Origin of the sequence: Micromonospora sp. WMMD1155 (genome assembly GCF_029581275.1) — a bacterium.
GTDB lineage: Bacteria > Actinomycetota > Actinomycetes > Mycobacteriales > Micromonosporaceae > Micromonospora.
In genome coordinates this window covers 6,409,537-6,428,858 of sequence record NZ_CP120742.1, presented here as the reverse complement: position 1 = coordinate 6,428,858, position 19,322 = coordinate 6,409,537, and the positions used below count along the sequence as shown (strand labels likewise).

22 protein-coding genes are annotated in these 19,322 nt (G+C 73.0%); 10 read left to right on the top strand and 12 right to left on the bottom strand.

Annotated elements, in window-relative coordinates; all coding sequences use genetic code 11:
• A complete protein-coding gene (locus O7617_RS29355; RefSeq protein ID WP_282259550.1) occupies positions 1-519 on the top strand; it encodes an FxsA family protein in 519 nt (172 codons plus the stop codon).
• A 63-nt stretch (positions 520-582) separates the two neighbouring features.
• On the opposite strand, the gene O7617_RS29350 is transcribed toward O7617_RS29355, so the two are convergent.
• The 3 genes from O7617_RS29350 to O7617_RS29340 form a co-directional block, all read right to left on the bottom strand.
• Positions 583-924, bottom strand: coding sequence for an RNA polymerase-binding protein RbpA (locus O7617_RS29350; RefSeq protein ID WP_030327608.1), 342 nt, complete (start codon positions 922-924; stop codon positions 583-585).
• A 228-nt stretch (positions 925-1,152) separates the two neighbouring features.
• Positions 1,153-2,310, bottom strand: coding sequence for a hypothetical protein (locus O7617_RS29345; protein ID WP_282259549.1), 1,158 nt, complete (start codon positions 2,308-2,310; stop codon positions 1,153-1,155).
• 26 nt (positions 2,311-2,336) lie between these two features.
• Positions 2,337-3,686 (bottom strand): MFS transporter, encoded by a 1,350-nt coding sequence (locus O7617_RS29340; RefSeq protein WP_282259548.1) that lies wholly within the window; start codon positions 3,684-3,686, stop codon positions 2,337-2,339.
• A 57-nt stretch (positions 3,687-3,743) separates the two neighbouring features.
• Between O7617_RS29340 and O7617_RS29335 the strand changes: the two genes are divergently transcribed.
• From O7617_RS29335 to O7617_RS29325, 3 genes are read left to right on the top strand one after another with little or no spacing between them, the layout of a single operon-like run.
• Positions 3,744-4,391, top strand: coding sequence for a TetR/AcrR family transcriptional regulator (locus O7617_RS29335; RefSeq protein WP_282259546.1), 648 nt, complete (start codon positions 3,744-3,746; stop codon positions 4,389-4,391).
• Positions 4,392-4,447: 56 nt separating this feature from the next.
• The gene (locus O7617_RS29330; protein ID WP_282259545.1) at positions 4,448-5,764 is read left to right on the top strand and encodes an NAD(P)-binding domain-containing protein; all 1,317 of its coding nucleotides are present in this window, start codon (positions 4,448-4,450) and stop codon (positions 5,762-5,764) included.
• Positions 5,761-6,585 (top strand): SDR family NAD(P)-dependent oxidoreductase, encoded by an 825-nt coding sequence (locus O7617_RS29325; protein WP_282259543.1) that lies wholly within the window; start codon positions 5,761-5,763, stop codon positions 6,583-6,585. The genes O7617_RS29330 and O7617_RS29325 overlap by 4 nt, the downstream gene beginning before the upstream one ends.
• Before the next feature lie 8 nt (positions 6,586-6,593).
• Here O7617_RS29325 and O7617_RS29320 read toward each other — a convergent pair whose 3' ends face one another.
• Positions 6,594-7,244 carry a LysE family translocator gene (locus tag O7617_RS29320; RefSeq protein ID WP_282259541.1) on the bottom strand — a complete coding sequence of 217 codons (651 nt, stop codon included), beginning with the start codon at positions 7,242-7,244 and terminating at the stop codon, positions 6,594-6,596.
• 197 nt (positions 7,245-7,441) lie between these two features.
• On the opposite strand from O7617_RS29320, the gene O7617_RS29315 reads away from it, so the two are divergent.
• Both O7617_RS29315 and O7617_RS29310 read left to right on the top strand, forming a co-directional pair.
• Positions 7,442-7,930 (top strand): DUF1992 domain-containing protein, encoded by a 489-nt coding sequence (locus tag O7617_RS29315; RefSeq protein ID WP_282259540.1) that lies wholly within the window; start codon positions 7,442-7,444, stop codon positions 7,928-7,930.
• A gap of 31 nt (positions 7,931-7,961) precedes the next feature.
• Positions 7,962-8,519, top strand: a complete 558-nt coding sequence (locus O7617_RS29310; protein WP_282259538.1) for a GNAT family N-acetyltransferase — start codon at positions 7,962-7,964, stop codon at positions 8,517-8,519.
• 16 nt (positions 8,520-8,535) lie between these two features.
• Here the strand turns inward: O7617_RS29310 and O7617_RS29305 are convergent, their stop codons facing one another.
• Together O7617_RS29305 and O7617_RS29300 are read right to left on the bottom strand one after the other, a co-directional pair.
• Entirely contained in the window at positions 8,536-9,111 is a 576-nt protein-coding gene (locus tag O7617_RS29305; protein ID WP_282259536.1) for a maleylpyruvate isomerase N-terminal domain-containing protein, read from the bottom strand.
• A 119-nt stretch (positions 9,112-9,230) separates the two neighbouring features.
• Positions 9,231-10,148: a LysR substrate-binding domain-containing protein gene (locus O7617_RS29300; protein ID WP_282259535.1), complete on the bottom strand. Its 918-nt coding sequence runs from the start codon at positions 10,146-10,148 to the stop codon at positions 9,231-9,233.
• Between the two features lie 72 nt (positions 10,149-10,220).
• On the opposite strand from O7617_RS29300, the gene O7617_RS29295 reads away from it, so the two are divergent.
• Positions 10,221-11,159 (top strand): DMT family transporter, encoded by a 939-nt coding sequence (locus O7617_RS29295; protein ID WP_282259534.1) that lies wholly within the window; start codon positions 10,221-10,223, stop codon positions 11,157-11,159.
• Between the two features lie 22 nt (positions 11,160-11,181).
• On the opposite strand, the gene O7617_RS29290 is transcribed toward O7617_RS29295, so the two are convergent.
• From O7617_RS29290 to O7617_RS29280, 3 genes are read right to left on the bottom strand one after another with little or no spacing between them, the layout of a single operon-like run.
• Complete coding sequence (locus tag O7617_RS29290; protein ID WP_282259533.1) at positions 11,182-11,688, bottom strand: hypothetical protein; 507 nt, start codon at positions 11,686-11,688, stop codon at positions 11,182-11,184.
• Between the two features lie 54 nt (positions 11,689-11,742).
• Positions 11,743-12,675, bottom strand: a complete 933-nt coding sequence (locus O7617_RS29285; protein ID WP_282259532.1) for a CU044_5270 family protein — start codon at positions 12,673-12,675, stop codon at positions 11,743-11,745.
• The gene (locus O7617_RS29280; RefSeq protein ID WP_282259531.1) at positions 12,672-13,244 is read right to left on the bottom strand and encodes an RNA polymerase sigma factor; all 573 of its coding nucleotides are present in this window, start codon (positions 13,242-13,244) and stop codon (positions 12,672-12,674) included. Before O7617_RS29280 ends, O7617_RS29285 begins: the two co-directional genes overlap by 4 nt.
• 121 nt (positions 13,245-13,365) lie before the next feature.
• On the opposite strand from O7617_RS29280, the gene O7617_RS29275 reads away from it, so the two are divergent.
• Both O7617_RS29275 and O7617_RS29270 read left to right on the top strand, forming a co-directional pair.
• Positions 13,366-14,382 carry a hypothetical protein gene (locus tag O7617_RS29275; RefSeq protein WP_282259530.1) on the top strand — a complete coding sequence of 339 codons (1,017 nt, stop codon included), beginning with the start codon at positions 13,366-13,368 and terminating at the stop codon, positions 14,380-14,382.
• 104 nt (positions 14,383-14,486) lie between these two features.
• A complete protein-coding gene (locus O7617_RS29270; RefSeq protein ID WP_282259529.1) occupies positions 14,487-15,320 on the top strand; it encodes a prolyl oligopeptidase family serine peptidase in 834 nt (277 codons plus the stop codon).
• Between the two features lie 83 nt (positions 15,321-15,403).
• Here O7617_RS29270 and pip read toward each other — a convergent pair whose 3' ends face one another.
• Both pip and O7617_RS29260 read right to left on the bottom strand, forming a co-directional pair.
• The gene (pip, locus tag O7617_RS29265) at positions 15,404-16,378 is read right to left on the bottom strand and encodes a prolyl aminopeptidase (RefSeq protein WP_282259528.1); all 975 of its coding nucleotides are present in this window, start codon (positions 16,376-16,378) and stop codon (positions 15,404-15,406) included.
• Positions 16,379-16,455: 77 nt separating this feature from the next.
• Positions 16,456-17,295, bottom strand: coding sequence for a helix-turn-helix transcriptional regulator (locus tag O7617_RS29260; RefSeq protein WP_282259527.1), 840 nt, complete (start codon positions 17,293-17,295; stop codon positions 16,456-16,458).
• A gap of 197 nt (positions 17,296-17,492) precedes the next feature.
• Between O7617_RS29260 and O7617_RS29255 the strand changes: the two genes are divergently transcribed.
• The gene (locus O7617_RS29255; protein ID WP_282259525.1) at positions 17,493-18,272 is read left to right on the top strand and encodes an SDR family NAD(P)-dependent oxidoreductase; all 780 of its coding nucleotides are present in this window, start codon (positions 17,493-17,495) and stop codon (positions 18,270-18,272) included.
• 99 nt (positions 18,273-18,371) lie between these two features.
• Here the strand turns inward: O7617_RS29255 and O7617_RS29250 are convergent, their stop codons facing one another.
• Entirely contained in the window at positions 18,372-19,124 is a 753-nt protein-coding gene (locus O7617_RS29250; RefSeq protein ID WP_282259524.1) for a hypothetical protein, read from the bottom strand.
• Positions 19,125-19,322: the final 198 nt, after the last annotated feature.

Genomic DNA, 19,322 nt, shown 5'->3' with positions numbered 1-19,322 from the left:
ATGCGCCGAGGACTGAGGTTCGTACCGTTGGCCCTGTTGCTGGCGGTGGTGCTGGAACTGGTGGTGTTCGTCGGTGTGGGGCGGGCACTGGGGTTCGGGGTGGCCGTGCTGCTGGTCTTCGCGGCGTCCCTGCTGGGGTTGGTGCTGCTGCGCCGCGAGGGCATGCGCGCCTGGCGTGGTTTCCGGTCCGCTGCGGCGGCCGGGCAGCCACCGGGCGGGCAGGTGACCGACGGGCTCGTCGGGTTGGCCGGAGCGTTGCTGCTCGCGGTGCCCGGTCTGGTCAGCGGCCTGGCCGGGTTGCTGCTGCTGGTGCCGCCGGTGCGGCGACTGGCCCGCGCCGGGGTGCGACGCGCCACCGAGCGGCGGGTGTCGTCGATGGTCGCCGGTGACCTGTTCGGGCCCCGCACGGTGCGGGTGCGCCAGGGTGCGCCGCAACCGACCCCGCGACCGGAGCAACCGGTGGTGGTCGACGGCGGCCGGGCCATCGAGGGCGAGATCGTGGAGCCGGGCCGCCACTGAGCACGGAGAACGACGACGCCCCCGGGGTAACCCCGGGGGCGTCGTCGTCGTACGTCGTGCGGCTCAGGCGCGGCCGCGACGGGTCCGGACCTCCTGCAGGCGCTCCTCGAGGATGTCCTCCAGTTCGGCGATCGAACGCCGCTCCAGCAGCATGTCCCAGTGGGTACGCGGCGGCTTGGCCTTCTTCTGCTCCGGTTCGCTGCCGTCGACGAGTCGGGCGACGCTGCCGTCGAACTTGCACTCCCAGGTCGTCGGGACCTCGGCGTCGACGGCGAACGGCACCTCGAACTGGTGGCCCTTGGCGCAGAGGTACTCGCGGGTCTGACGCGGCGCGAGCTCCGTGTTGCGGTCGGATTCGTAGCTCACCGCGCCAAGGCGGCTTCCGCGCAGCATACGCTCGCCCATGATCGACTTCCCCTCGTTCGTGGTGCTGGTCTTCTGGGTGTAACGGTGTGTTCCCGTCGAGCCATTCCCGCCCGAGGGCGTGAGGCGTCCACGGGCGGACCGGGACCAAGGGTAACCGGCCCGGGCGGTCAGCCGGCCAGGTGATCCCGGGCAGGTCGCGACTGCGGCGTGTCCGCCGCCACCGGGGATGTTAACCGCCCGGACCCCGCGAAGGTTGCGCCGGCCCGCTCAGGCACTCGGCTCGCCCGTCGGCGTCGGACCCAGCCGGGCCAACGCCAACGCCAGATCACTGACCTGGTCACCGAGCTGCGCCACCCGCCGCTGGGCCAGGTCCCGATCGGTTTCGGCGGCGTCGAGTCGTACCGTCAGGGCGGTGACCTGGCCCTCGGCGGTGGCCGTTGCCTGCCGGGCCGCGGCCAGGTCGGCGGTGAGCGTGTCCCGGTGCGCGACGGTCGCGGCCAGCTCGGCGCGCAGCCGAGCCGCGAGTTCGGCGGCCTCCTGCCGGGCGTCGTCGGCCTGCTGGGCGGCGACCACCGCGCGGTCGCGGGCCCGTTCGGCCTGCTCCCGCGCGCGGGCGGTGTCGGCCGCCTCGGCGCGGGTCCGCGCGGCGTCGGCGCGGGCCTGCTCGATCTGACGCCGCACGTCCTGCACCTCGGCCTGCCACCGCCCGGCCCGGTCGGTCGCCTCGGCGGCGGCCCGGGTGGCCCGCTCGGCGTCGGCGCGGGCCGCGTCGCGTTGCACGGTCAGGTCGGTCACCCGTTGCCGCTCGGTGTCCCGCTCGGTCCGCAGGTCGCGCACCTCGGCGCGGGCCTGGTCCCGGTCGCGTTCCGCCTGGGCGCGCAACGCCTCGGCGGCGCTGACGTCGTGGCGCGCCTGGTCGCGGGCCGCCTCGGCGTGCTGGGCCCGTTCGTCGGAGGCGGTGGCCCGCCGCGCCGCCTGCTCGGCGCGCTGCCGGGCGTCGTCGGCCTCGGCGCGGGCCGCACGGGCCTGCTCGCGGGCGCGCGCCGCGTCGGCCGCCGCGGCTTCGGCGTCGTCGCGGGCCTCGTCGCGTTCGGTCTGCGCCGCCGCGACCTCGGCGGCGGCCTCCGCGCGGGCCTGCGCGAGTTGCCGCTGTACGCCCACCGGGGACAACTCGGCGTGCAGCGACTCGGTCAACGTCTCGACGATCTGGTCGAGGCGGTCCACCGCCTCCCAGGTGCGGGCCACCTGACCGGGCAGGCCGGGGGCGTTGCGGTGCCGCATCCGACTGTTGCGGGACGCGCGCTGGCAGGCGCCGTCGTTGTCCCGGCAGTAGCGAAACGGTCGGCCCGCGCCGACTCGCTGCGGCACCGGCGCTCCACAGTGGGCGCACGGGCGGGTTTCGGTGGTGCTGGGCTGGGCGTCCATCGAGGGCGAAGTCTAGTGCCGGCCGTTCAGCTCGTCGTGCGGGCGGTGCCGTCCAGGGTGTAGCGGCGTTGCAGCAGCAGGGCCGCCAGCATCGCCACCGCCGGCAGCAACCCGAACCCGTAGCGGACCGCGGCGAGCGCCGCGTCCGGCTGGACCGGCGACTCACCGGCCGTCGAGGCCACGAAACCACCGACGGCCAGGCACAGGGCGTACGCGTACGGGCCCAGGGCCGCGCCGGTGGCCTCGGTGGCCGTCCACACCCCGGTGTACGTGCCGGCGCCGGAGCCGGGGGCCGCGCGGATCACGTCGGGCAGCATCGAGAACGGCAGCAGTTGCATGCCGGCGAACGCCACCCCGAGCACCGCCACCGCGCCGATCAGCACCGGCAGGCCGGCCGGTCGACCCACCGCCAGCACCAGCGACCCGAGGGCGAACGCGCCCTGCGCGCCGAGCAGCGCCCGTTGCTTGCCGACGCGGCGGGCCACCACCAGCCAGGCCGGGGTGACCAGCAGCGCGGGTGCGACGAACGCGGCCACCAGCACCGTGGTCAGGCCGGTGGCCCGCAGTTCGTACTCGGCGTAGTAGGGCACCCCGGCGAGCACCAGGTGGGTGGTGGTGGACATCGCCAGGTAGGCGGCGACGAGCCAGCGGAACTGCCGGTCGCGCAGCGCGGTGCGCAGTGCCCGCCATCCGCCGTGCCCCGCCGGGGTGCGGTCCGCCGCCGATCCGCGTAGCCGGGTGATGCCGGCGACGCCGACCAGCATGGCCAGCAGCATCCCGACGGCGAGGACCACGCCCATCCGCTGGTACCCGGCGCGGGTCGCCGCGTCGCCGCCGGTGAGCAGCGGGGCGAGCAGGCCGGACACCAGGATGCCCAGGGTCAGCACGACCATCCGGAACGCCATCAGCCGGGTGCGTTCGTCGTAGCCGATGCGCAGGTCGGCCGGGGTGGCCAGGTAGGGGACCTGGTAGGCGGCGAAGAGCAGGTTGCCGACGACGAAGAACACCGCCACCCACGCGGCCGCCGACGCGCCGGTCAGGCCATCGGGCACCGCGAACAGCGCGGCGAACGCCAGCGGCAGGGCGCAGCCGAGCAGCAGCAGGCGACGCCGGTCGCCGCGTCGGGTCTGCTCGACGTCGGCGCGGTGGCCCACCCAGGGGTGCAGCAGCACGTCGGCGACCTTCGGCAGCAGCAGCGCGATGCCGGCCAGCCACGGGTCGACGGCCAGCACGTCGGTGAGGAAGTAGAGCAGCAGCAGGCCGGGCACCGTCACCCAGACACCCATGCCGAGTGAGCCGGCCGCGAAGCCCGCCAGGGGGCCACGGGGAAGCGTCGCGTCGGTGGCGGCCGTGGACCGCCGGTCGAGCCCGGTCATCGCCGCATCCTCTCCGCAATCCAACGGTTGCTGGATTCTAGGGGCAGAATGGCGGCCATGACCATGCCCCGACGTCGTCCGGGTCGCCCGCGACGCGACGAGACCCGACCGACCCGCGAGGTGGTGCTCACCGCCGCGACCGCGCTGTTCGCCGAGCGGGGTTTCGACGCCGTCGGGCTGCGGGAGGTCGCCGCCGCCGCCGGGGTCGACGTCGCCACCGTCGCGCACCACACGGGTACGAAGGCAGCGCTCTACGACGCCTGCTTCGCCCGTGTCTTCGCCGCCGAGCGGGAGGTCCTGACCGACGCCGCCGAGCAGGCCCGCGCCGCCATCGACGGCGGGCCGGACGCGGCGCGGCGGGCCCTGCACGGGTTGGTAGACGTCTTCGTGGACTTCTTGGAGGACCGCCCGGAGACCACCGCGCTGTGGCTGCGTCGCTGGTTGGAGCCACAGCGGCACGCCGAGTTGGACCAGCGCTACGCCGACCCGTTGTACCGGTTGGTGGCCGAGTTGCTCAGCGCCGCGGCGGCGGCCGGCGCGCTGGTGGAACCGACCCCGCACATCACCGTACGCAGCCTGGTGTGGGCCACCCACGCTCACGTGGTGGCGTTGGCCGCGGGCGCGCCGGGCGCCCGGGAACGGCGCGAGTTCCGGGCGTTCGTGCATCGGCTGCTCGACGGGCTGTACGGGTCGCCCACCCCTTGACGGGTCGCCGCCCGGCGACGATTATCCATCGGACGTTGGATTAGATGGGGGCGGCGATGGGCGTACCACCTCAGGTGGCGGTGATCGGCGCCGGCGCGGCCGGGCTCGCCGCGGTGAAGGCGTTGCGCGACGTCGACGCGTCGGTGGTCTGCTTCGAGGCCGCCGACCAGGTCGGCGGCCTCTGGGTGTACGGGGCACCGGACTCACCGGCGTACCGGACGTTGCACCTGAACACCAGCCGAGGCCGCACCCAGTTCGCCGACCATCCGATGCCCACCGACTGGCCCGACTACCCCGACCACACCCGGGTCGCCGGATACCTGGCCGACTACGCCGACCGTTTCGGGTTGGGCGAGCACATCCGGCTGCGCCACACCGTCGAGCGGGTCACCCGCGATCCGGACGGCACCTGGACGGTGGCCGCGAGCGGGCCGGACGGGCCGGTCGAGGTCGGCGTCGACGCGGTGGTCGTCGCCAACGGACACAACCGGGTGCCCAAGCTGCCCGACCCGCCGTACCCGGGCACCTGCACCGCCGAACAGATGCACAGCCACGACTACCGGGGTCCGGAGCAGTTGGCCGGCAGACGGGTCCTCGTCGTCGGGGGCGGCAACTCCGCGATGGACATCGCGGTGGACGCCTCGTACGCCGCCACCCGCACGTTGTTGTCGCTGCGCCGGGGCGTCTGGGTGGTGCCGAAGTACCTGCTGGGCCGCCCCTCGGACACCCTCAACGGTGCGCTGGCCCGCCGGCTGCCGTGGCGGCTGCGGCAACGCATCAGCCAGACGATGCTGAGCACCACCGTCGGCAACCCCGCCCGCTACGGGCTGCCCGCGCCGAGCCACGGCTTCCTGCAGGACCACCCGACCCTCTCCGACGGGCTGCTGTCCCGGCTCACCCACGGCGACGTCGAGGCCCGACCCGGGGTCGCCTTCATCGAGGGTGACCGGGTCGAGTTCACCGACGGCCGCAGCGACACCGTCGACCTGATCATCTGGTGCACCGGCTACCGGGTGGCCGTCCCGTTCCTCGACCCGGCGCTGCTCGGCGACGGCGCGGACAGCCTGCCGCTGTACCGGCACGTGTTCCACCCCGACGCCCCCGGCCTGACCTTCGTCGGGCTGGTGCAGTCCACGGGGTCCGCGTTCCCCCTGGTCGAGGCGCAGGCCAAACTGGTCGCCGCGAACCTCGCCGGCCGGTACGCGTTGCCCGACCCGGATCGGCAGCGCGCCGCCTGCCGGGCCGAGCTGCGGGCCGCGACCGCCCGCTGGGGTCAACGCCGCCCGGCGATGCGCGTGGACTTCGACGTCTACCTGGCCGAGTTGACCCGGGAGTCGGCGGCCGGCGCGCGCCGAGCCGGGGCGGGGCGGTGACGACCCGGTCCCTGGTCGGCAGACGGGTGCTGGTGACCGGGGCGAGCGGCACCTTCGGTCGCCATCTCGGGACGGCGCTGACCGCCGCCGGCGCCCGCGTGGTGGGGCTCGACCTGCACGCCCGCCCGGACGGCGACGTGCCGGTGCTCGGCTGCGACCTGACCGACCCGGACGCCGTGGCACCGGCGGTACGGGCCGCCGTCGACCGGCTCGGCGGGCTCGACCTGCTGATCAACAACGCCGGGGTGGGTGGCCCCGCCCCGGCCGAACTGCCACCCGACGAGGTGGTCCGCCGGCAACTGGAGGTCAACCTGCTCGCCGCGTGGCGGACCACCGCCGCCGCCCTGCCACCGCTGTTCACCGCCCATGGACGGGTCATCTTCGTGGCCAGTCGGATGGCGGTGCTGCCCCTGCCGCTGGCCGCCGCGTACGGGGTCAGCAAGCGGGCCCTGGTGGCGTACGCCGACGCGCTGCGGCACGAGGTGGGCAGCCACGTCGGGGTCAGCGTCGTCTACCCGAGCATGGTCGCCTCACCCATCCACGACAGCACCGCCGAGGCGGGACTGTCGTTGCAGGGGGTGTCCCGCCCCGAGCCGGTGCAGGGGGTGGTCGCGGCGATCCTGCGTACCGCCACCTCCCGTCGGGCCCCCCGGGACGTGGCCACCACCGCCCGTGGGCGGCTGGAGATGGCCGTCGGCCGGCACGCGCCCGCGCTGGCCGACCGGCTGGTACGCCGTACCCTCGCCGCCCGGCTCGCCGCCGGTGACCTGGACTCCGCGCCGCTGGCCGCCGGGATGGTCCGTCGCCACCGGGAGCGGTGACCCTCGGGTCAGGGCGTGGCGATCGCCGCGCGGGACCGGTCGGTGGCGATCCGCACGGCCAGCGCGGCCAGAGCCGTCCCGGTCACCCACCGCTGCACCCGCAGCCACACCGGTCGGCGGGCGAAGAATCCCGCGAGGGAACCGGCGGTGAGCACGATCAACGCGTTCACGCTCAACGCGACAGCGATCTGGGTCAGACCGAGCAGCAGGCTCTGCGTGGCCAGGTGCCCGCGCGCCGGGTCGACGAACTGGGGCAGCAGCGACACGTAGAGGATGGCGATCTTCGGGTTCAGCAGGTTGGTGACCAGGCCCATGGTGAACAGCCGCCGGGGCGGGTCCGGTGGCAGCGGCGCCGGCCGGAACGGTGAGTGCCCGCCCGGGCGCAGCGTCCGCCAGGCCAACCAGAGCAGGTAGCCGGCACCGGCCAGCTTCACCACCGCGTACAGCGTCGGCACCAGGACGAACACGGCGGCCAGACCGGCGACCGCCGCGGCCAGGTAGACCCCGAAACCGGCGGCCACCCCGAGCAGCGAGACCAGCCCCGCCCGTCGGCCCTGCGCCACCGAGCGGGACACCAGGTAGACCATGTTCGGACCGGGGGTCAGCACCAGCCCCAACGCGACCAGCGCGATACCCAGCAGCGCACCCGAACCCACCATCGATGTCCCCCCGTCCGGTAGTCCCCACACCGACCGTAATCGGGACGAACATCCCGGCCGAGGGCCACCTCGCGGCCGGTGGCCTGCGGTAGCGCCCTCGGCGGGAATGGTCACCGGGCCGGGTGCGCTGACCTCCTGCGGAGGCTCGTCGTCACCCTCAGGCGGCGCGTTACCGTGACCAGGGGAGGTGCCGCAGGGTGACCGAAGCGTGGGAAGCGGCCGTGGAGGCGCAGATCCGGGGAGCCGTGCAACGCGGCGAGTTCGACGACCTGCCCGGCATGGGCAAGCCGATCCCCGGCCGGGGTACGCCGTACGACGAGTCCTGGTGGATCAAGAGCTTCCTGGAGCGCGAGGCGCTGCCCAGCGACCTGCTCCTGCCCACCCCGCTGCACCTGCGCCGACGCATCGAGCAGATCCCCGACGAGGTCCGCGACCTGCCCACCGAACAGTCCGTCCGCGACGTCGTCGGGCAGTTGAACGCGCAGATCGTGGCGTGGCTGCGCAACCCCGACGGCCCCCGGGTGGTGGTGCGCCCGGTGAACGTCGACGAGGTGCTCCGCCGCTGGCGCGCCGAACACACCCCGCCGAGCGTGTCGACGCCAGCGACCGAGCGGGCCGTCGTCGCCCCGCCGCGCCGGTCCCGCCGTACCTGGTGGCGGCTGCCGTGGCGGCGCCGGTCCCGCTGACCGCCTGGTCGGCCTCCGGCACACTGTGCGGATGGCGATCGAGTTGCGGGCGGCGGAGCTCGCGCTGCGGCCCTGGGTGGACGAGGACCTGGACGCGCTGCTGGCGGCGTACCGGGACCCGGTGCTACGCCGGTGGACGCGGCTGCCGGTGACCAGCCCGGACGAGGGGCGGCAGTGGCTTTCGCGGACGCGACGGGACTGGGCCGACGGTCGCCGGTACAGCTTCGCCGTCCTGGAGGACCACGCGGACGGTCCACGGCTGGTGGCGAACGTGGTGCTCAAGGGCGTCACGCCGCAGCGCCCGGCTCCCGAAATGGGCTACTGGACCGCGTCGTGGGCGCGCGGGCGCGGCGTCGCCCCGCGCGCGGTCACCGCGCTCAGCGGCTGGGCGTTCGACAGGTTCCCCGGGCTGACGCATCTGGACCTGCTGCACCAGGTGGACAACGTCGCGTCCTGCCGGGTGGCACAGAAGTGCGGCTTCGCCTACGAGGAGACGCTGCCCGCCCGGCCGCCGACCTTTCCTCTGGACGGGCACCGGCACGTGTTGCCGGTGCCCGTCCGTCAGCTCGATCCGGGGCGGATGCGGTAGCGCGCGGTCCGGCCCGTCAGTCCACGGCGGCACGCCAAACCCACGAGGTACGCCGGGCCCGGCCGGGCAGCTCACCACGGCCGGTCATCCACAGCAGCACGTCCGGCACGGGCCCGTCCGGCGCGTCCGGGAAGAGTCGCCCCAGCACCAGCGCGCTCAGCCGCCGCGGTAGTCGCCACGGCACGCCCAGGCCGACCGTGATGTCGTGGGTGTGCAGCAGGGTCTCGGCCACCCCCATCGCCGCGAAGCCGGCCGGGTCGCACGGGCCCCAGTGCCAGGCCCGCGCGTCGGCAGGGGCAGCGTCGACGGCGGCGGCGAGCAACCCGGCGCAGGCGGTGACCACGGTGAGGGTCTGCGCGGGGCCGGCGTCGGGGGAGACCCGCAGGTCGTACGGAAGGTAGCCGTCGTCCGGGCGGCCGGTGACCTGGCCGGCGTACGCGAGCAGGTCGTGCGCCACGTGCGCCGCGGTGGTCCAGCAGCTCCACGTCAACGTGCCGGCGGGCACCGACCAGTCGCGCTCGCGGTGCGGGTGCAGCACACGCGTCATCTCGTCGGCCGCCTGGAGCAGGTCGGCGCCGGTCACCGGTGACATCCGTCGACCCTCGCAGGTGCGCTCCGCGATGGCAATCGAGATCACCCACCGACCGCCCCTGGAAACACCTACTGTCGACGCTGGGGTGCTGTCGGTGCCGCCCGTGCTGCGCTGCTCCGCTATCCGCCGAGTCGGCCTACCTGCTCCGTCACCGCCCTGAGGAGGGCGATGAGCGCGGGGGCGGCGGGCGTGTCCCGGGTGACGGCGACCAGCCGGCGGCCGACGGTGACCTCGGCGACGTCCCGGATGGCGAGCGCCGGGTCGTCACGGGGCAGGGTCAGGGCCGGCATGAGCGCGACGGCGGTCGCGGCGCGGACCAGTTCGAGTTGGACGTCGGCGTCGTTGGACCGGTGCCGCAGGTCGGGTTCGTACCCGCCGAGGGCACGGCAGGTGCCGACCACCATGGCGTGGTGGCCGGTGCCTTCGGCCGAGGCGGCCCAGATGTCGGCACGCAGGTCGGCCACCGCGACGGGCCCACCGGACCGGGCGAGCGGATGCGCGGCGGGGAGCACGATCCGCAGGGGCTCCTCGAGCAGGAGCGTGAACCGCAGACCGGCCGGTCGGGGGCGGGGATGGCTGTCGTACTCGTCGCCGATGACCAGGTCGACGGTGCCGAGGCGGAGACCCGGCAGGGACTGCTCGAGTTCGAGTTCGAAGATCTCCACGCGGACCTGTGGGTGTTCGGTCCGCAGCCGGGCCACGGCGGGGATGAGCAGGCGGCGAGCCGCCGACTGCAGGCCCCCGGCGCGGACCGTGCCGCGGACGTCGCCGCCGAGGGCGGCGAGGTCGGCCTGCGCCGCCTCGGCGGCGGACAGCAGCACCCGGGCGTGCTGGGCGAGGAGCTGCCCGGCATCGGTGAGCCGCACGCCGCGCCCGGCCTTGTCGAGCAGCCGGACGCCGACCTCCCTCTCCAGCAGGGCGAGTTGCTGGGAGACGGTGGACGGGCTGTAACCCAGAGCCGCCGCCACCGCCGCCAGGGTGCCGCGCTCCTCAAGCTCGCGCAGGAAGCGCAACCGCCGCAGGTCCAGCTCGATCATGCGGAAATCGTAATGATTGACCTGCGGGAATCATCGCTGGACCTGACGGGTCGGGTCTCCGATCCTGGCTGCATGGGTGCAGCACTGTGTCTCCTGTCCGCGGCGTGCTTCGGCGCCATGGCGATCTTCGGCAAGCTCGCCTACGACGCAGGTGTCCCGACCGGGGAGTTGCTGCTGGTGCGCTTCACCCTGGCCGCCGTCCTGCTCGGGGTCGCCCTGCTGGTGCGGCCGGGTCTCCGCCGCGCTTCGCCCACTCCCGGGCGGCCGGCGATGACGGGTCGCCAGGTGCTGGCCGTCGCCGTCGGGCTGGGTGCCGTCGGCTACGCCGCCCAGGCGGGTCTGTTCTTCTCCGCCCTGCAACTGATGGACGCCTCGCTGCTGGCCCTGATCCTCTACACGTACCCGGTCCTGGTGACAGTGGGAGCGGTGCTGCTCGGCCGCGACCGGCTCTCCCCGAGGCGCGGCGCCGCGCTGGTGGCGGCGTCGGCCGGAACGCTGCTGGTTCTGCTCGGCGCCGGTGGCGTGGGTTTTCATCCGCTCGGGGCGCTGCTGGCCTTCGGCGCCGCGATGACCTACACGATCTACATCCTGGTCGCCGACACCGTCGTGCACCGGATGGCACCCGTGGTGCTGTCCGCGCTGGTGTTGGCCGGCGCGGCCGGGACCCTCGCCGTCCGCGCCCTGCTCACCGGCGGCGTGCACCTGGACTTCGGGTGGCGAGGCTGGTTCTGGGTGGCCTGCATCGCCGTGGTGTCCACAGTCGCGGCGATGCTGACCTTCTTCGCGGGGCTGCGGCGCACCGGCCCGTCGACCGCCGCCATCCTGTCCACCGTCGAACCCGTGGTCACCGCCGTCCTCGCCACGGTGGTCCTCGGCGAGAACCTGACAGTGGTGCAGCTCGTCGGCGGCGCCCTGGTGCTGTCCGCCGTCGTCGTGCTCCAGCGCCGGTCGGTCCGCGCACAGCGCCCCCCACGGGATCCGGCAGCTGAACCAGCGGCGGTAGCGCCGTAGACACCGCGCCCGCCGGGCGTCGTCAGTCGGCTGCGGCGGGGTGCGAGTCGAGGCGTCGGGTGGAGCCCGCCGCGAGGGCCTGCTCGACGTGCTGGACGCCGACCCGGACCAGTTCGCCGTACTGGTCGGTCGGCAGGTGCTCGGCGAGGCTACGAGCGGTGTGCAGGTGTGCCCGGGCCCGGGCGGTGTCGCGCAGTCGTCGGTGCACGTCGGCGAGGTTCAGGTGCAGCGACGGCAGGAAGTTCCGTACCTGAAGTGCGTGGTGGTGCTGTCGGGCGCGTTCGTCGGTGAGGTCGGCGACGGCGGCGAGGGCGCGTTCGTCCCACACCAACTCGTCCTCGGGGGTGTCCTGCAGGTCGGCGAGGTGGTGGGCCAGGGTGCAGCGGTGCAGCGCGTCGCCGGTGGCGCCGATCTCGTCCCACAACGCGGTGAGGCGGTGCCGGGCTCGGGTCGGGTCACCGGCCTGGCCGAGCTGCACCGCCTCGATGATGCGCGTCATGGTCGGGTCGGGTGTGGGCTGGTCGTCCATGCCGCCGATGCTCGGGCCTCGACCCGGTCGAGGGTCAAGTCACGCGCGCACCGGCTACCGCCGCGGGCGCTCCCCGAGGGTGGACACGACGGCCCGTTGCAGCACCGCCGTCGTTCCCAGCACCGTGCCGGCCGGTCCGTCGGGGGTGTCCGCCACGAGATAGCTGCGCTCACCGAGGTACTCGTACGTCCGCTCGTCGAAGATCCACTCGTCGCGTCTGTCGAGTTCGGTGTGCCCGACGGCGATGCCCCGCCGACCGGCCGCGTCGGTGACCCCACGGACCACCTCGACCCCGGGGATCTTCGCCGCCGCCCGGTAGAGCGCCGCGCTCGTCGCAGGCGGCATCAGCGACTCGCGCAGGACGTCACCGATCGCGGTGAACGCCGCGCCGTCGCGGCTGTTGCCCCGGCCCCGTTGCTCTCGCTCCTGGTAGAGCTGTGCCAGCAACGCGTCCGGGTCGGTGGGCAGATCGACGAGCACCGCGTTCGGCGTCACGTCGTCGAGTCGCGACCGCCGGGGGATCACCTCCGCGAGGGGTCCGTCGAAGCGTGGCTCCCGCAGCAGGCCCTCGCCCGGCTCGTACCGCGGGATCCAGAGCTCCCGTTCGCGTACCGGTTGCAGGCGGGCCGGACCGTCGCCGAACTCAGCGAAGGCACCCCGGCTGCGGATGTAGACGTACTCGCCCTCGCCGGACGACGGCCCCGGCCTGTCGACGGCGGCGTCGGCCATCCGGTTCAGCAGCAGTGTCGCGCCGCCGGGTTCGCCCGGCGCGACCGCCACGACCACCGGCGCACTGTCCGACGCCCACGGCTGGGCGACCACGCCGGCCGCGACCACGGCGGTCAGCACGCCCGCCGCTGGCGCGAGCACCAGCATCCTCCGCGGCCGTCGGACCGGCCGTCCGATCTCGCTCATCAGGTGGTGTCGCAGCGCCTGGCGGCGCGTCGCCGAGAGCGCCGGCACGTGGGGGGCGGTGGGCTCGCTCATCGGTACTCTCCCTGCTCGACGGGGATCTTTCGGGTACGTGCCATCTCCTGCTCGGCCAGCGCCCGTAACCGGGTCCGGGCCCGGGACAGCCGGGACCGCACCGTCCCGACGGGTACGCCCAGCGCCTCGGCGGCCGCCGCGTAGTCCAGTTGCGACCACACGCACAGCAGGAACACCTCCCGGTCCGCCCGGCGCAGTGCCCGCAGCGCCGCCAACGCGGCGGCGACCTGGTCGGCGTCGTGCAGCCGGCCGACCACCTCGTCGGCGAAGTCGGGGACCGTGTCGCGTGCCGGCAACCGCCGCAGCGCCTCCCGGTGCCGCCGCGCCGCCCGCCGCCGGTTGCGCAGCACGTTGGTGGCGATGCCGAGCAGCCACGGCCGGAGAGCGCCACCGTCCGGGCGCAGCGACTCACGGATCCGCCACGCCTCCAGGAAGGTCAGCGACACCACGTCGTCGGCGAGCGCCGGATCGCCCCCACTCCACACCGCGTGCCGACGAACCGCGTCGGCGTGCTCGTCGAAGAGTTCCCCGAACGCCTCGGTGTCTCCCGCGCGGATTCGGCTCCGCATCTCAGCTGTCACACCGGTACCTGTCCGCAGCCGCCCCTGAGTTCCCGTTTTCGTGAGCCGACTGACGCCGTGTTCCGGCCCGGTCGCGTCCCGCCCTGCTGATGTTGGCAGACTGACCGGCATGACAGGTCTGACCGCCGACATGGTGGTCGACGGTCGAGAGCCGCGCGCCCCCGTCCTCGCCCGGAACGGGCGTCTGCTCGGCTACGTCCTCGCTCCCGTCAGCCGGGCCGGTGACCATCTCGACACCCAGGTCTGGCTTGCCGACGTCGACGACGTGGGCGTGGCGCGCCGGGTGACCACCGACACCGCGACGGAGTCTCGGCCACGCTGGTCGGAGGATTCGGGGGCGTTGTTCTTCCTGTCCGACCGCACCGACCGAGGCACTCCTCAGCTGCACAGGTTCGCCGTCGCCGAGGGCACGGTGACCGCGTTGACCACCTGGCGTGCCGGCATCATCGACCATCTGCCCCTCGCCGCCCCCGACCATCTGCCCCTCGCCGCGTCCGGCGATCTGCCCCTCGCCGCCTCCGGCCTCGTCGCTCTGCTCGCCGAGGACGAGCCCACCGAGGAGGACGAACGCCGCGCCCGGGACCGCGACGACGCCATCGTCGCCGGCGAGCGGGAGTCGCGTGCCCGGTTGCGGCTGCTCGACCTCGACACGGGCACCATCACCACACCGGACGTGTTCGGTGACCGACACGTCGTGGAACTGCGACAACGGCCCGACGGCGGCCCGCTCGCCGTGCTCACCCAGGCCAGCGCCGACAACGACCACGGCCCCCGCAGCGGCCGGCTACACCTGTTCGACCACGTCACCGGGAGCGTGCAGGACCTTGGACCGGTCGCGGCCGACGCGCGCTCGCTGGCCTGGTGGCCGGCTGAGGACGGTTGGCACCTCGGTTACCTGGCCCTCACCCCACCGGCACTGCACGCCGGTACCGCCGTGTTCGACCTCGCCCTGGGCAGCCGGGTCCTGCGCAACCGCACCGCTGATCTGTCGATGTGCCCCACCGAGTTGTGCCAGACCGATGCCGCCGCACTGGTGGTGTTCGCCGACGGTCTGAACACGACAGTGGCTCGGCTCGGCTCGGCTCGACCGACCTCACGATCCTGTCGACGCATCCGGGACGCCTGAGCGACCTCACCACCACCGGCACCGGCGAGACGATCGCCGCGTTGACCAGTGGGCGGTATCGACCCGTCGACGTCCATGTCGGGCCCCCGACCGGGCCACTACGAATGATCACCGACACTCGCCCAGAGCTGAGCGGGGTCACTCTCGGTACGCAGGAACCGCTGGCCTATCAGGCTGCCGACGGCCTCGCCCTCGACGGCCTCCTCGTACTCCCGGTCGGACGAACCGCCTCCGACGGCCCGTTCCCGCTGATCACGATCGTGCACGGCGGCCCCTACGACCGCCACGCCGACCGTTGCCAGTTGTTCTGGTTCCCCAGCGCGCAATGGCTGGCCGCCGCCGGCTACGCGGTGTTCCTGCCCAACCCGCGCGGCGGCCAGGGCCACGGCCACCGGTTCGCCGCCACCGTCGCCGGCCAGGTCGGTCAGGAGGAGTGGACCGACATCCAGACCGGCATCGACCTCCTCATCTCCCGGGGCATCGCCGACCCCCTCCGGTTGGGAATCGCCGGGTGGAGCCACGGCGGCTTCATGTCCGCGTGGGCCGTCGGCCAGACCGACCGTTTCCGCGCCGCGCTGGTCGGCGCCGGTGTCGTCGACTGGGGCATGCTCGCCGCGACCGGGGAGAACGGCCAGTTCGAAGCGGCGCTCGGTGGAAGCACCGGCTGGTCCGGCGTCGGCCCACACCGACACGACGCGGTCAGCCCGGTCTCCTTCGCCAGCCACATCCGCACTCCGGTGCTCATCCTGCACGGCGCCGAGGACACCAACGTCCCCCTCGGGCAGGCCGTGTACCTGCACCGGGCGCTGCGCCACTTCGACGTCGAACACGAGTTCGTGATCTACCCGCGAGAGGGCCACTCGATCCGGGAACGCCACCACCAACTCGACGTCCTGAGCCGGACCCGGGCCTGGTTCGACCGCTGGCTCCGGCCCTGACCGGGCGTTACAGAACGGCCGCCACCCAAGCAGTGCCATGCGGTGGAGTACGGCATCAACCGCCGCAGGCGCAACCGCGTGTTCTAGACCCGAGGGGCGTCGTTGACGGCGAACCGGTCGAGGGCATGCAGAACGTGCTCCCGCGTCTCGGTGGTGCCGAGGTGTCCTGCGCTCTCGATCACGGTCAGGGTGGAGTCGGGCCAGGCCCGGTGCAGGTCCCACGCTGTTTGCAGCGGTCCACCCAGGTCGAGTCGGCCATGGATGAGGGCGCCCGGAATGCCGGCCAACTGGTCGGCGTCGCGCAGTAGTGCGCCTTCCTCCAGCCACGCACCGTGGGAAAAGTAGTGCGCGCAGATTCGTACGAAGGCCAGCCGTGCCGCGGGAGGGCGGTCGCCGTACGGGTTGGATACGCCGCCGGTCTCTCCGGACAGGACTGCGTCTTCCCAGGCGCACCAATCGATCGTGGCCCGTTCCCGCACGGCGAGGTCAGGATGTTCCATGAGGCGGGCGTAGGCGGCAACGACGTCCCCGCCGCGGGGTGTGCCCGGGGCGCCTTCGAGAAATCGTTCCCACTGTTCGGGGAAGAACCGGCCGACGCCCCGGTAGAGCCAGTCGATGTCGGCGCGCCGGGTCATGGTGACGGCGGCGATGACGATCTCGGACACCCGTCGGGGGTGTTGCTGCGCGTAGGCAAGGATGAGCGTGGAGCCCCAGGAGCCGCCGTGCAGCAGCCACCGGTCGATGCCGAGGCGTTCGCGGAGCCGCTCCATGTCGGCGATCACATCCCAGGTGGTGTTGTGCCGCATGTCGGTCGCCGGGTCGCTCGCGTGCGGTGTGCTGCGGCCGCAACCACGCTGGTCGAACAGGACGATCCGGTACCGGTCGGGGTCGAAGTACCGGCGCCAGCCGGCCCCACATCCGGAACCGGGGCCGCCGTGGACGACCAGCGCCGGCTTACCGGCCGGGTTGCCGCACACCTCCCAGTAGACGCGGTTGCCGTCGCCGACGTCGAGCATGCCCGTGTCGTACGGCTCGATCGGCGGGTACAGCTCGGTCAAGGCCCGGACCTCCGATAATGAGAAGGGAAGCGATCGTATGGTGACGATCGCGCCGATCCTCGGCCGCAGATGAACCCCTAGCCGACGAGTGTCTGGATGCCGAGGGTGGTGATCAGGGCGAGACGCTCGGCGTCCTCGGTCCCGGGTTCGGCGGTGTAGACCATGATGCGCAGGTCGCTGCCGGCGACGGTGAGGATGTCGCAGTCGAGGGTGACAGCGCCGACGTGCGGATGGACGATCGTCTTGCGGGCGGCTTCGTGCTGACCGGCGATGCCGGTGTCCCACAGCTCGGCGAACAGGTCACTGTGCAGGCGCAGTTCGGCGACCAGCCGGTTGAGATGCTGGTCGGCCGGGTAGCGGGCGGTGGCGGTGCGCAGGTCGGCGATCAAGGCGCTCTGCAGGGCGTGCCGTGACTGCGGGGTGTGCCGTACCCGGTCGCTGGGGTCGAGGAAGTTGCGCCACACCGCGTTGCGCTGGTGGCCGTGCCGTCCGGACGGGTCGCCCATGAGGGCGGCGTAGGGCGGGTTGGCCAGCAGGAGCGTCCAGGCGGCGTCGAAGACGGCGACAGGGGTGTGGGTCAGCCGATCCAGCACGCGCTGCACGCTGGGCGTGAGGTGGGCGGGCACGCTGTCCGGTCCCGGCGGCCGCAGCCCGCCCAGTTGGTAGAGGTGCGCGCGTTCGGGGGCGGCCAGCCGTAGGGCTCTGGCGAGGGCTTCGACGACCTGTGGCGACGGGCTGGTGGCGCGACCCTGTTCGAGTCGGGTGAGGTAGTCGACGGAGATCCCGGCGAGCTGGGACAGCTCCTCGCGTCGAAGCCCGGGGGTACGCCGCTGACCGCCGACAGGAAGTCCGGCGCTCTCCGGCGGGACCCGCTCGCGCCAGCGGCGCACCGCCTGCCCGAATTCCGTCGTTGCCACGACTGCCAGTGTGCCCGCCCCGACTCCGGCCTTCCTGGTACCGGCGTTCCCAGGAAGACCAGACGTCTGGCTGCTCGCCCGGCCGTTTCGCAGGCTTGGGGCATGAGAAAGCACGACAATCACCTCGTGCCGGCGCATCGAGCGCACGGGCGCCGAGCGATGACCGCGGCGGCCGACCACAGGAAGAAGGAAGAACAGTGAGCAAGCTCGCGCTCGTCACCGGCGCCACCTCCGGGATCGGCAGGGCCTTCGCCGAACGCCTGGCCGCCGACGGCTACGACCTGGTGATCGTGGGCCGACGCAAGGACCGCCTGGAGGAGTTGGCCGCCGCCCACCCCGAGGTCACGGTCACGACGGTCGCCGTCGACCTGTCCACCACGGCGGGGATCGAGGCGGTCGCCGAGGTCTGCGCCACCGAGCCGCTGACCATGCTCGTCAACAACGCGGGGGTCGCCCACTACATGCCGCTCGCCGACCTCCCCGCCGAGAAGGCCGCCGAGCTGGTCAACGTCAAGGTCCTCGCCCCCACCATGCTCACTCGCGCCGTGGTCGCGGGTATGCAGGAGCGGGGTGAAGGCACCATCATCAACGTGGCCGGCATGATCGCCTTCAGCGGCCCCGCCCCGCACTCCCAGATGCCCCGCCGCGCCGTCTACGGCGGCAGCCTGGCCTACCTCGTCGCCATCTCGCAGACCCTGAGCGCGGAGCTGGAGGGCACCGGGGTCACCGTGCAGGTCGTGTGCCCGGGGGTGGTGGCCACCGAGTTCCACGAGCGTCAGGGCCTGGACATGAGCAGGGTGCCTCGCATGACGGCCGACGACGTCGTCACCGCCAGCCTGCGTGGCCTGGAACTGGGGGAGACCGTCTGCGCCCCGGGTGTCGAGGACGCCGGTCTCCTTGACGCGGTCTTCCGAGCCGACCTCGCCGCGTTCGCCGCGCAGAGCCCCGAGCTGGCCACGCGCTACCGGACAGCCTGACCGCCACTCGCTGTCTCTCCTCGTTTTAGTTGGCGAGTCTGAGCCGGGTTGAACTGCGGTTCGCCAGTTAGGTTCGGTGTGGTCACTGGTCATCGTTCCTCATTTGAAGTGGCGAGTTTCCGGAAAAGGGGTCCGTCCGAAGCCGTTGAGCCGTTCGTAGAACTCGGTGCGGGTCTTCTTGTGGGTGTTGCGGTGCTGGGATATCCAGTGCTGGAGCGGGTTGGGCACCCAGTCGTAGCCGCCTCGCTTGCGGAGGCGCATCACGGAGCGTCCGAGCCAGTCGGCGAGGTCGCGGGGCTGGTTGAGGCGTGCAGCGATGCGTTTGTAGAAGTTCGTCATCTCCAGGTCTCGGACCATCGCGACGTGGCGGCGCCATTCGAGATCGCAGAAGATCTCGGCCAGCCCGACGGCTTCGGGATAGACGAGCAGGTCGGAGGGCCTGAACGGGCTGTGATGCCCGGGGAGGACGTTGCCTCTGGTCTGCCAGATGTCGTGGAGCCGGGGGAGGGTGCGGAAGCTGAGGCGTGCCCACTCGCCGACGATCCAGGTGGCGCGGTGAAGCTGCTGGTAGGTCCACTGGCGATCGCCCGTGGCGGCGAGCAGTCGGCCATGGCGGCGGTGGGCGGTGAGGATCTCTGGGGTGTTCGTGAGGTCGGTCTTGGTGTCTAGCCAGCGACGGTGCTTTCGGCAGAGCACGGGGAAATACAAGGGGTGAACTTTGACTGCTCGGCGGCCGGGGAGCCGGGCAGTGCAGTGGTCGCAGTGGTCGCGCAGGTTCCATGCTTTGACGATGCGCGTGGCGGGGATTTCCTCGGGCAGCGCGTCGCCCGGGTGGTGCAGTGCGGGCAGCACCGTTTCAGATAGCCCGGGGACGTGCCGGTGAAGGTCTCCAGCCGTTGCAGGGCCAGGGCGTTGAGCCGGACTTCGTAGTCGTCGATTAGGAACTGGGTCAGGCCCCGGTTGGGCAGGCCGAGGGCGCCCAGTAGGAGCGTGGGCCGGGCGAGTTCGTTGGCCTCGGCGAGCCGGAAGACGAAAGAGATCGTCGTCTCG

What these genes read in the sequence shown, in the direction of transcription:
- O7617_RS29345 (WP_282259549.1), bottom strand. Translation starts at nt 2,310, where the DNA reads ATGGACGCCCAGCCCAGCACCACCGAAACCCGCCCGTGCGCCCACTGT.
- O7617_RS29280 (WP_282259531.1), bottom strand. Translation starts at nt 13,244, where the DNA reads ATGCGGAGCCGAATCCGCGCGGGAGACACCGAGGCGTTCGGGGAACTC.
- O7617_RS29340 (WP_282259548.1), bottom strand. Translation starts at nt 3,686, where the DNA reads ATGACCGGGCTCGACCGGCGGTCCACGGCCGCCACCGACGCGACGCTT.
- O7617_RS29290 (WP_282259533.1), bottom strand. Translation starts at nt 11,688, where the DNA reads ATGGACGACCAGCCCACACCCGACCCGACCATGACGCGCATCATCGAG.
- O7617_RS29300 (WP_282259535.1), bottom strand. Translation starts at nt 10,148, where the DNA reads ATGATCGAGCTGGACCTGCGGCGGTTGCGCTTCCTGCGCGAGCTTGAG.
- O7617_RS29270 (WP_282259529.1), top strand. Translation starts at nt 14,487, where the DNA reads ATGATCACCGACACTCGCCCAGAGCTGAGCGGGGTCACTCTCGGTACG.
- O7617_RS29330 (WP_282259545.1), top strand. Translation starts at nt 4,448, where the DNA reads ATGGGCGTACCACCTCAGGTGGCGGTGATCGGCGCCGGCGCGGCCGGG.
- O7617_RS29295 (WP_282259534.1), top strand. Translation starts at nt 10,221, where the DNA reads ATGGGTGCAGCACTGTGTCTCCTGTCCGCGGCGTGCTTCGGCGCCATG.
- O7617_RS29285 (WP_282259532.1), bottom strand. Translation starts at nt 12,675, where the DNA reads ATGAGCGAGCCCACCGCCCCCCACGTGCCGGCGCTCTCGGCGACGCGC.
- O7617_RS29310 (WP_282259538.1), top strand. Translation starts at nt 7,962, where the DNA reads ATGGCGATCGAGTTGCGGGCGGCGGAGCTCGCGCTGCGGCCCTGGGTG.
- O7617_RS29275 (WP_282259530.1), top strand. Translation starts at nt 13,366, where the DNA reads ATGACAGGTCTGACCGCCGACATGGTGGTCGACGGTCGAGAGCCGCGC.
- O7617_RS29305 (WP_282259536.1), bottom strand. Translation starts at nt 9,111, where the DNA reads ATGTCACCGGTGACCGGCGCCGACCTGCTCCAGGCGGCCGACGAGATG.
- O7617_RS29335 (WP_282259546.1), top strand. Translation starts at nt 3,744, where the DNA reads ATGACCATGCCCCGACGTCGTCCGGGTCGCCCGCGACGCGACGAGACC.
- O7617_RS29320 (WP_282259541.1), bottom strand. Translation starts at nt 7,244, where the DNA reads ATGGTGGGTTCGGGTGCGCTGCTGGGTATCGCGCTGGTCGCGTTGGGG.
- O7617_RS29355 (WP_282259550.1), top strand. Translation starts at nt 1, where the DNA reads ATGCGCCGAGGACTGAGGTTCGTACCGTTGGCCCTGTTGCTGGCGGTG.
- O7617_RS29350 (WP_030327608.1), bottom strand. Translation starts at nt 924, where the DNA reads ATGGGCGAGCGTATGCTGCGCGGAAGCCGCCTTGGCGCGGTGAGCTAC.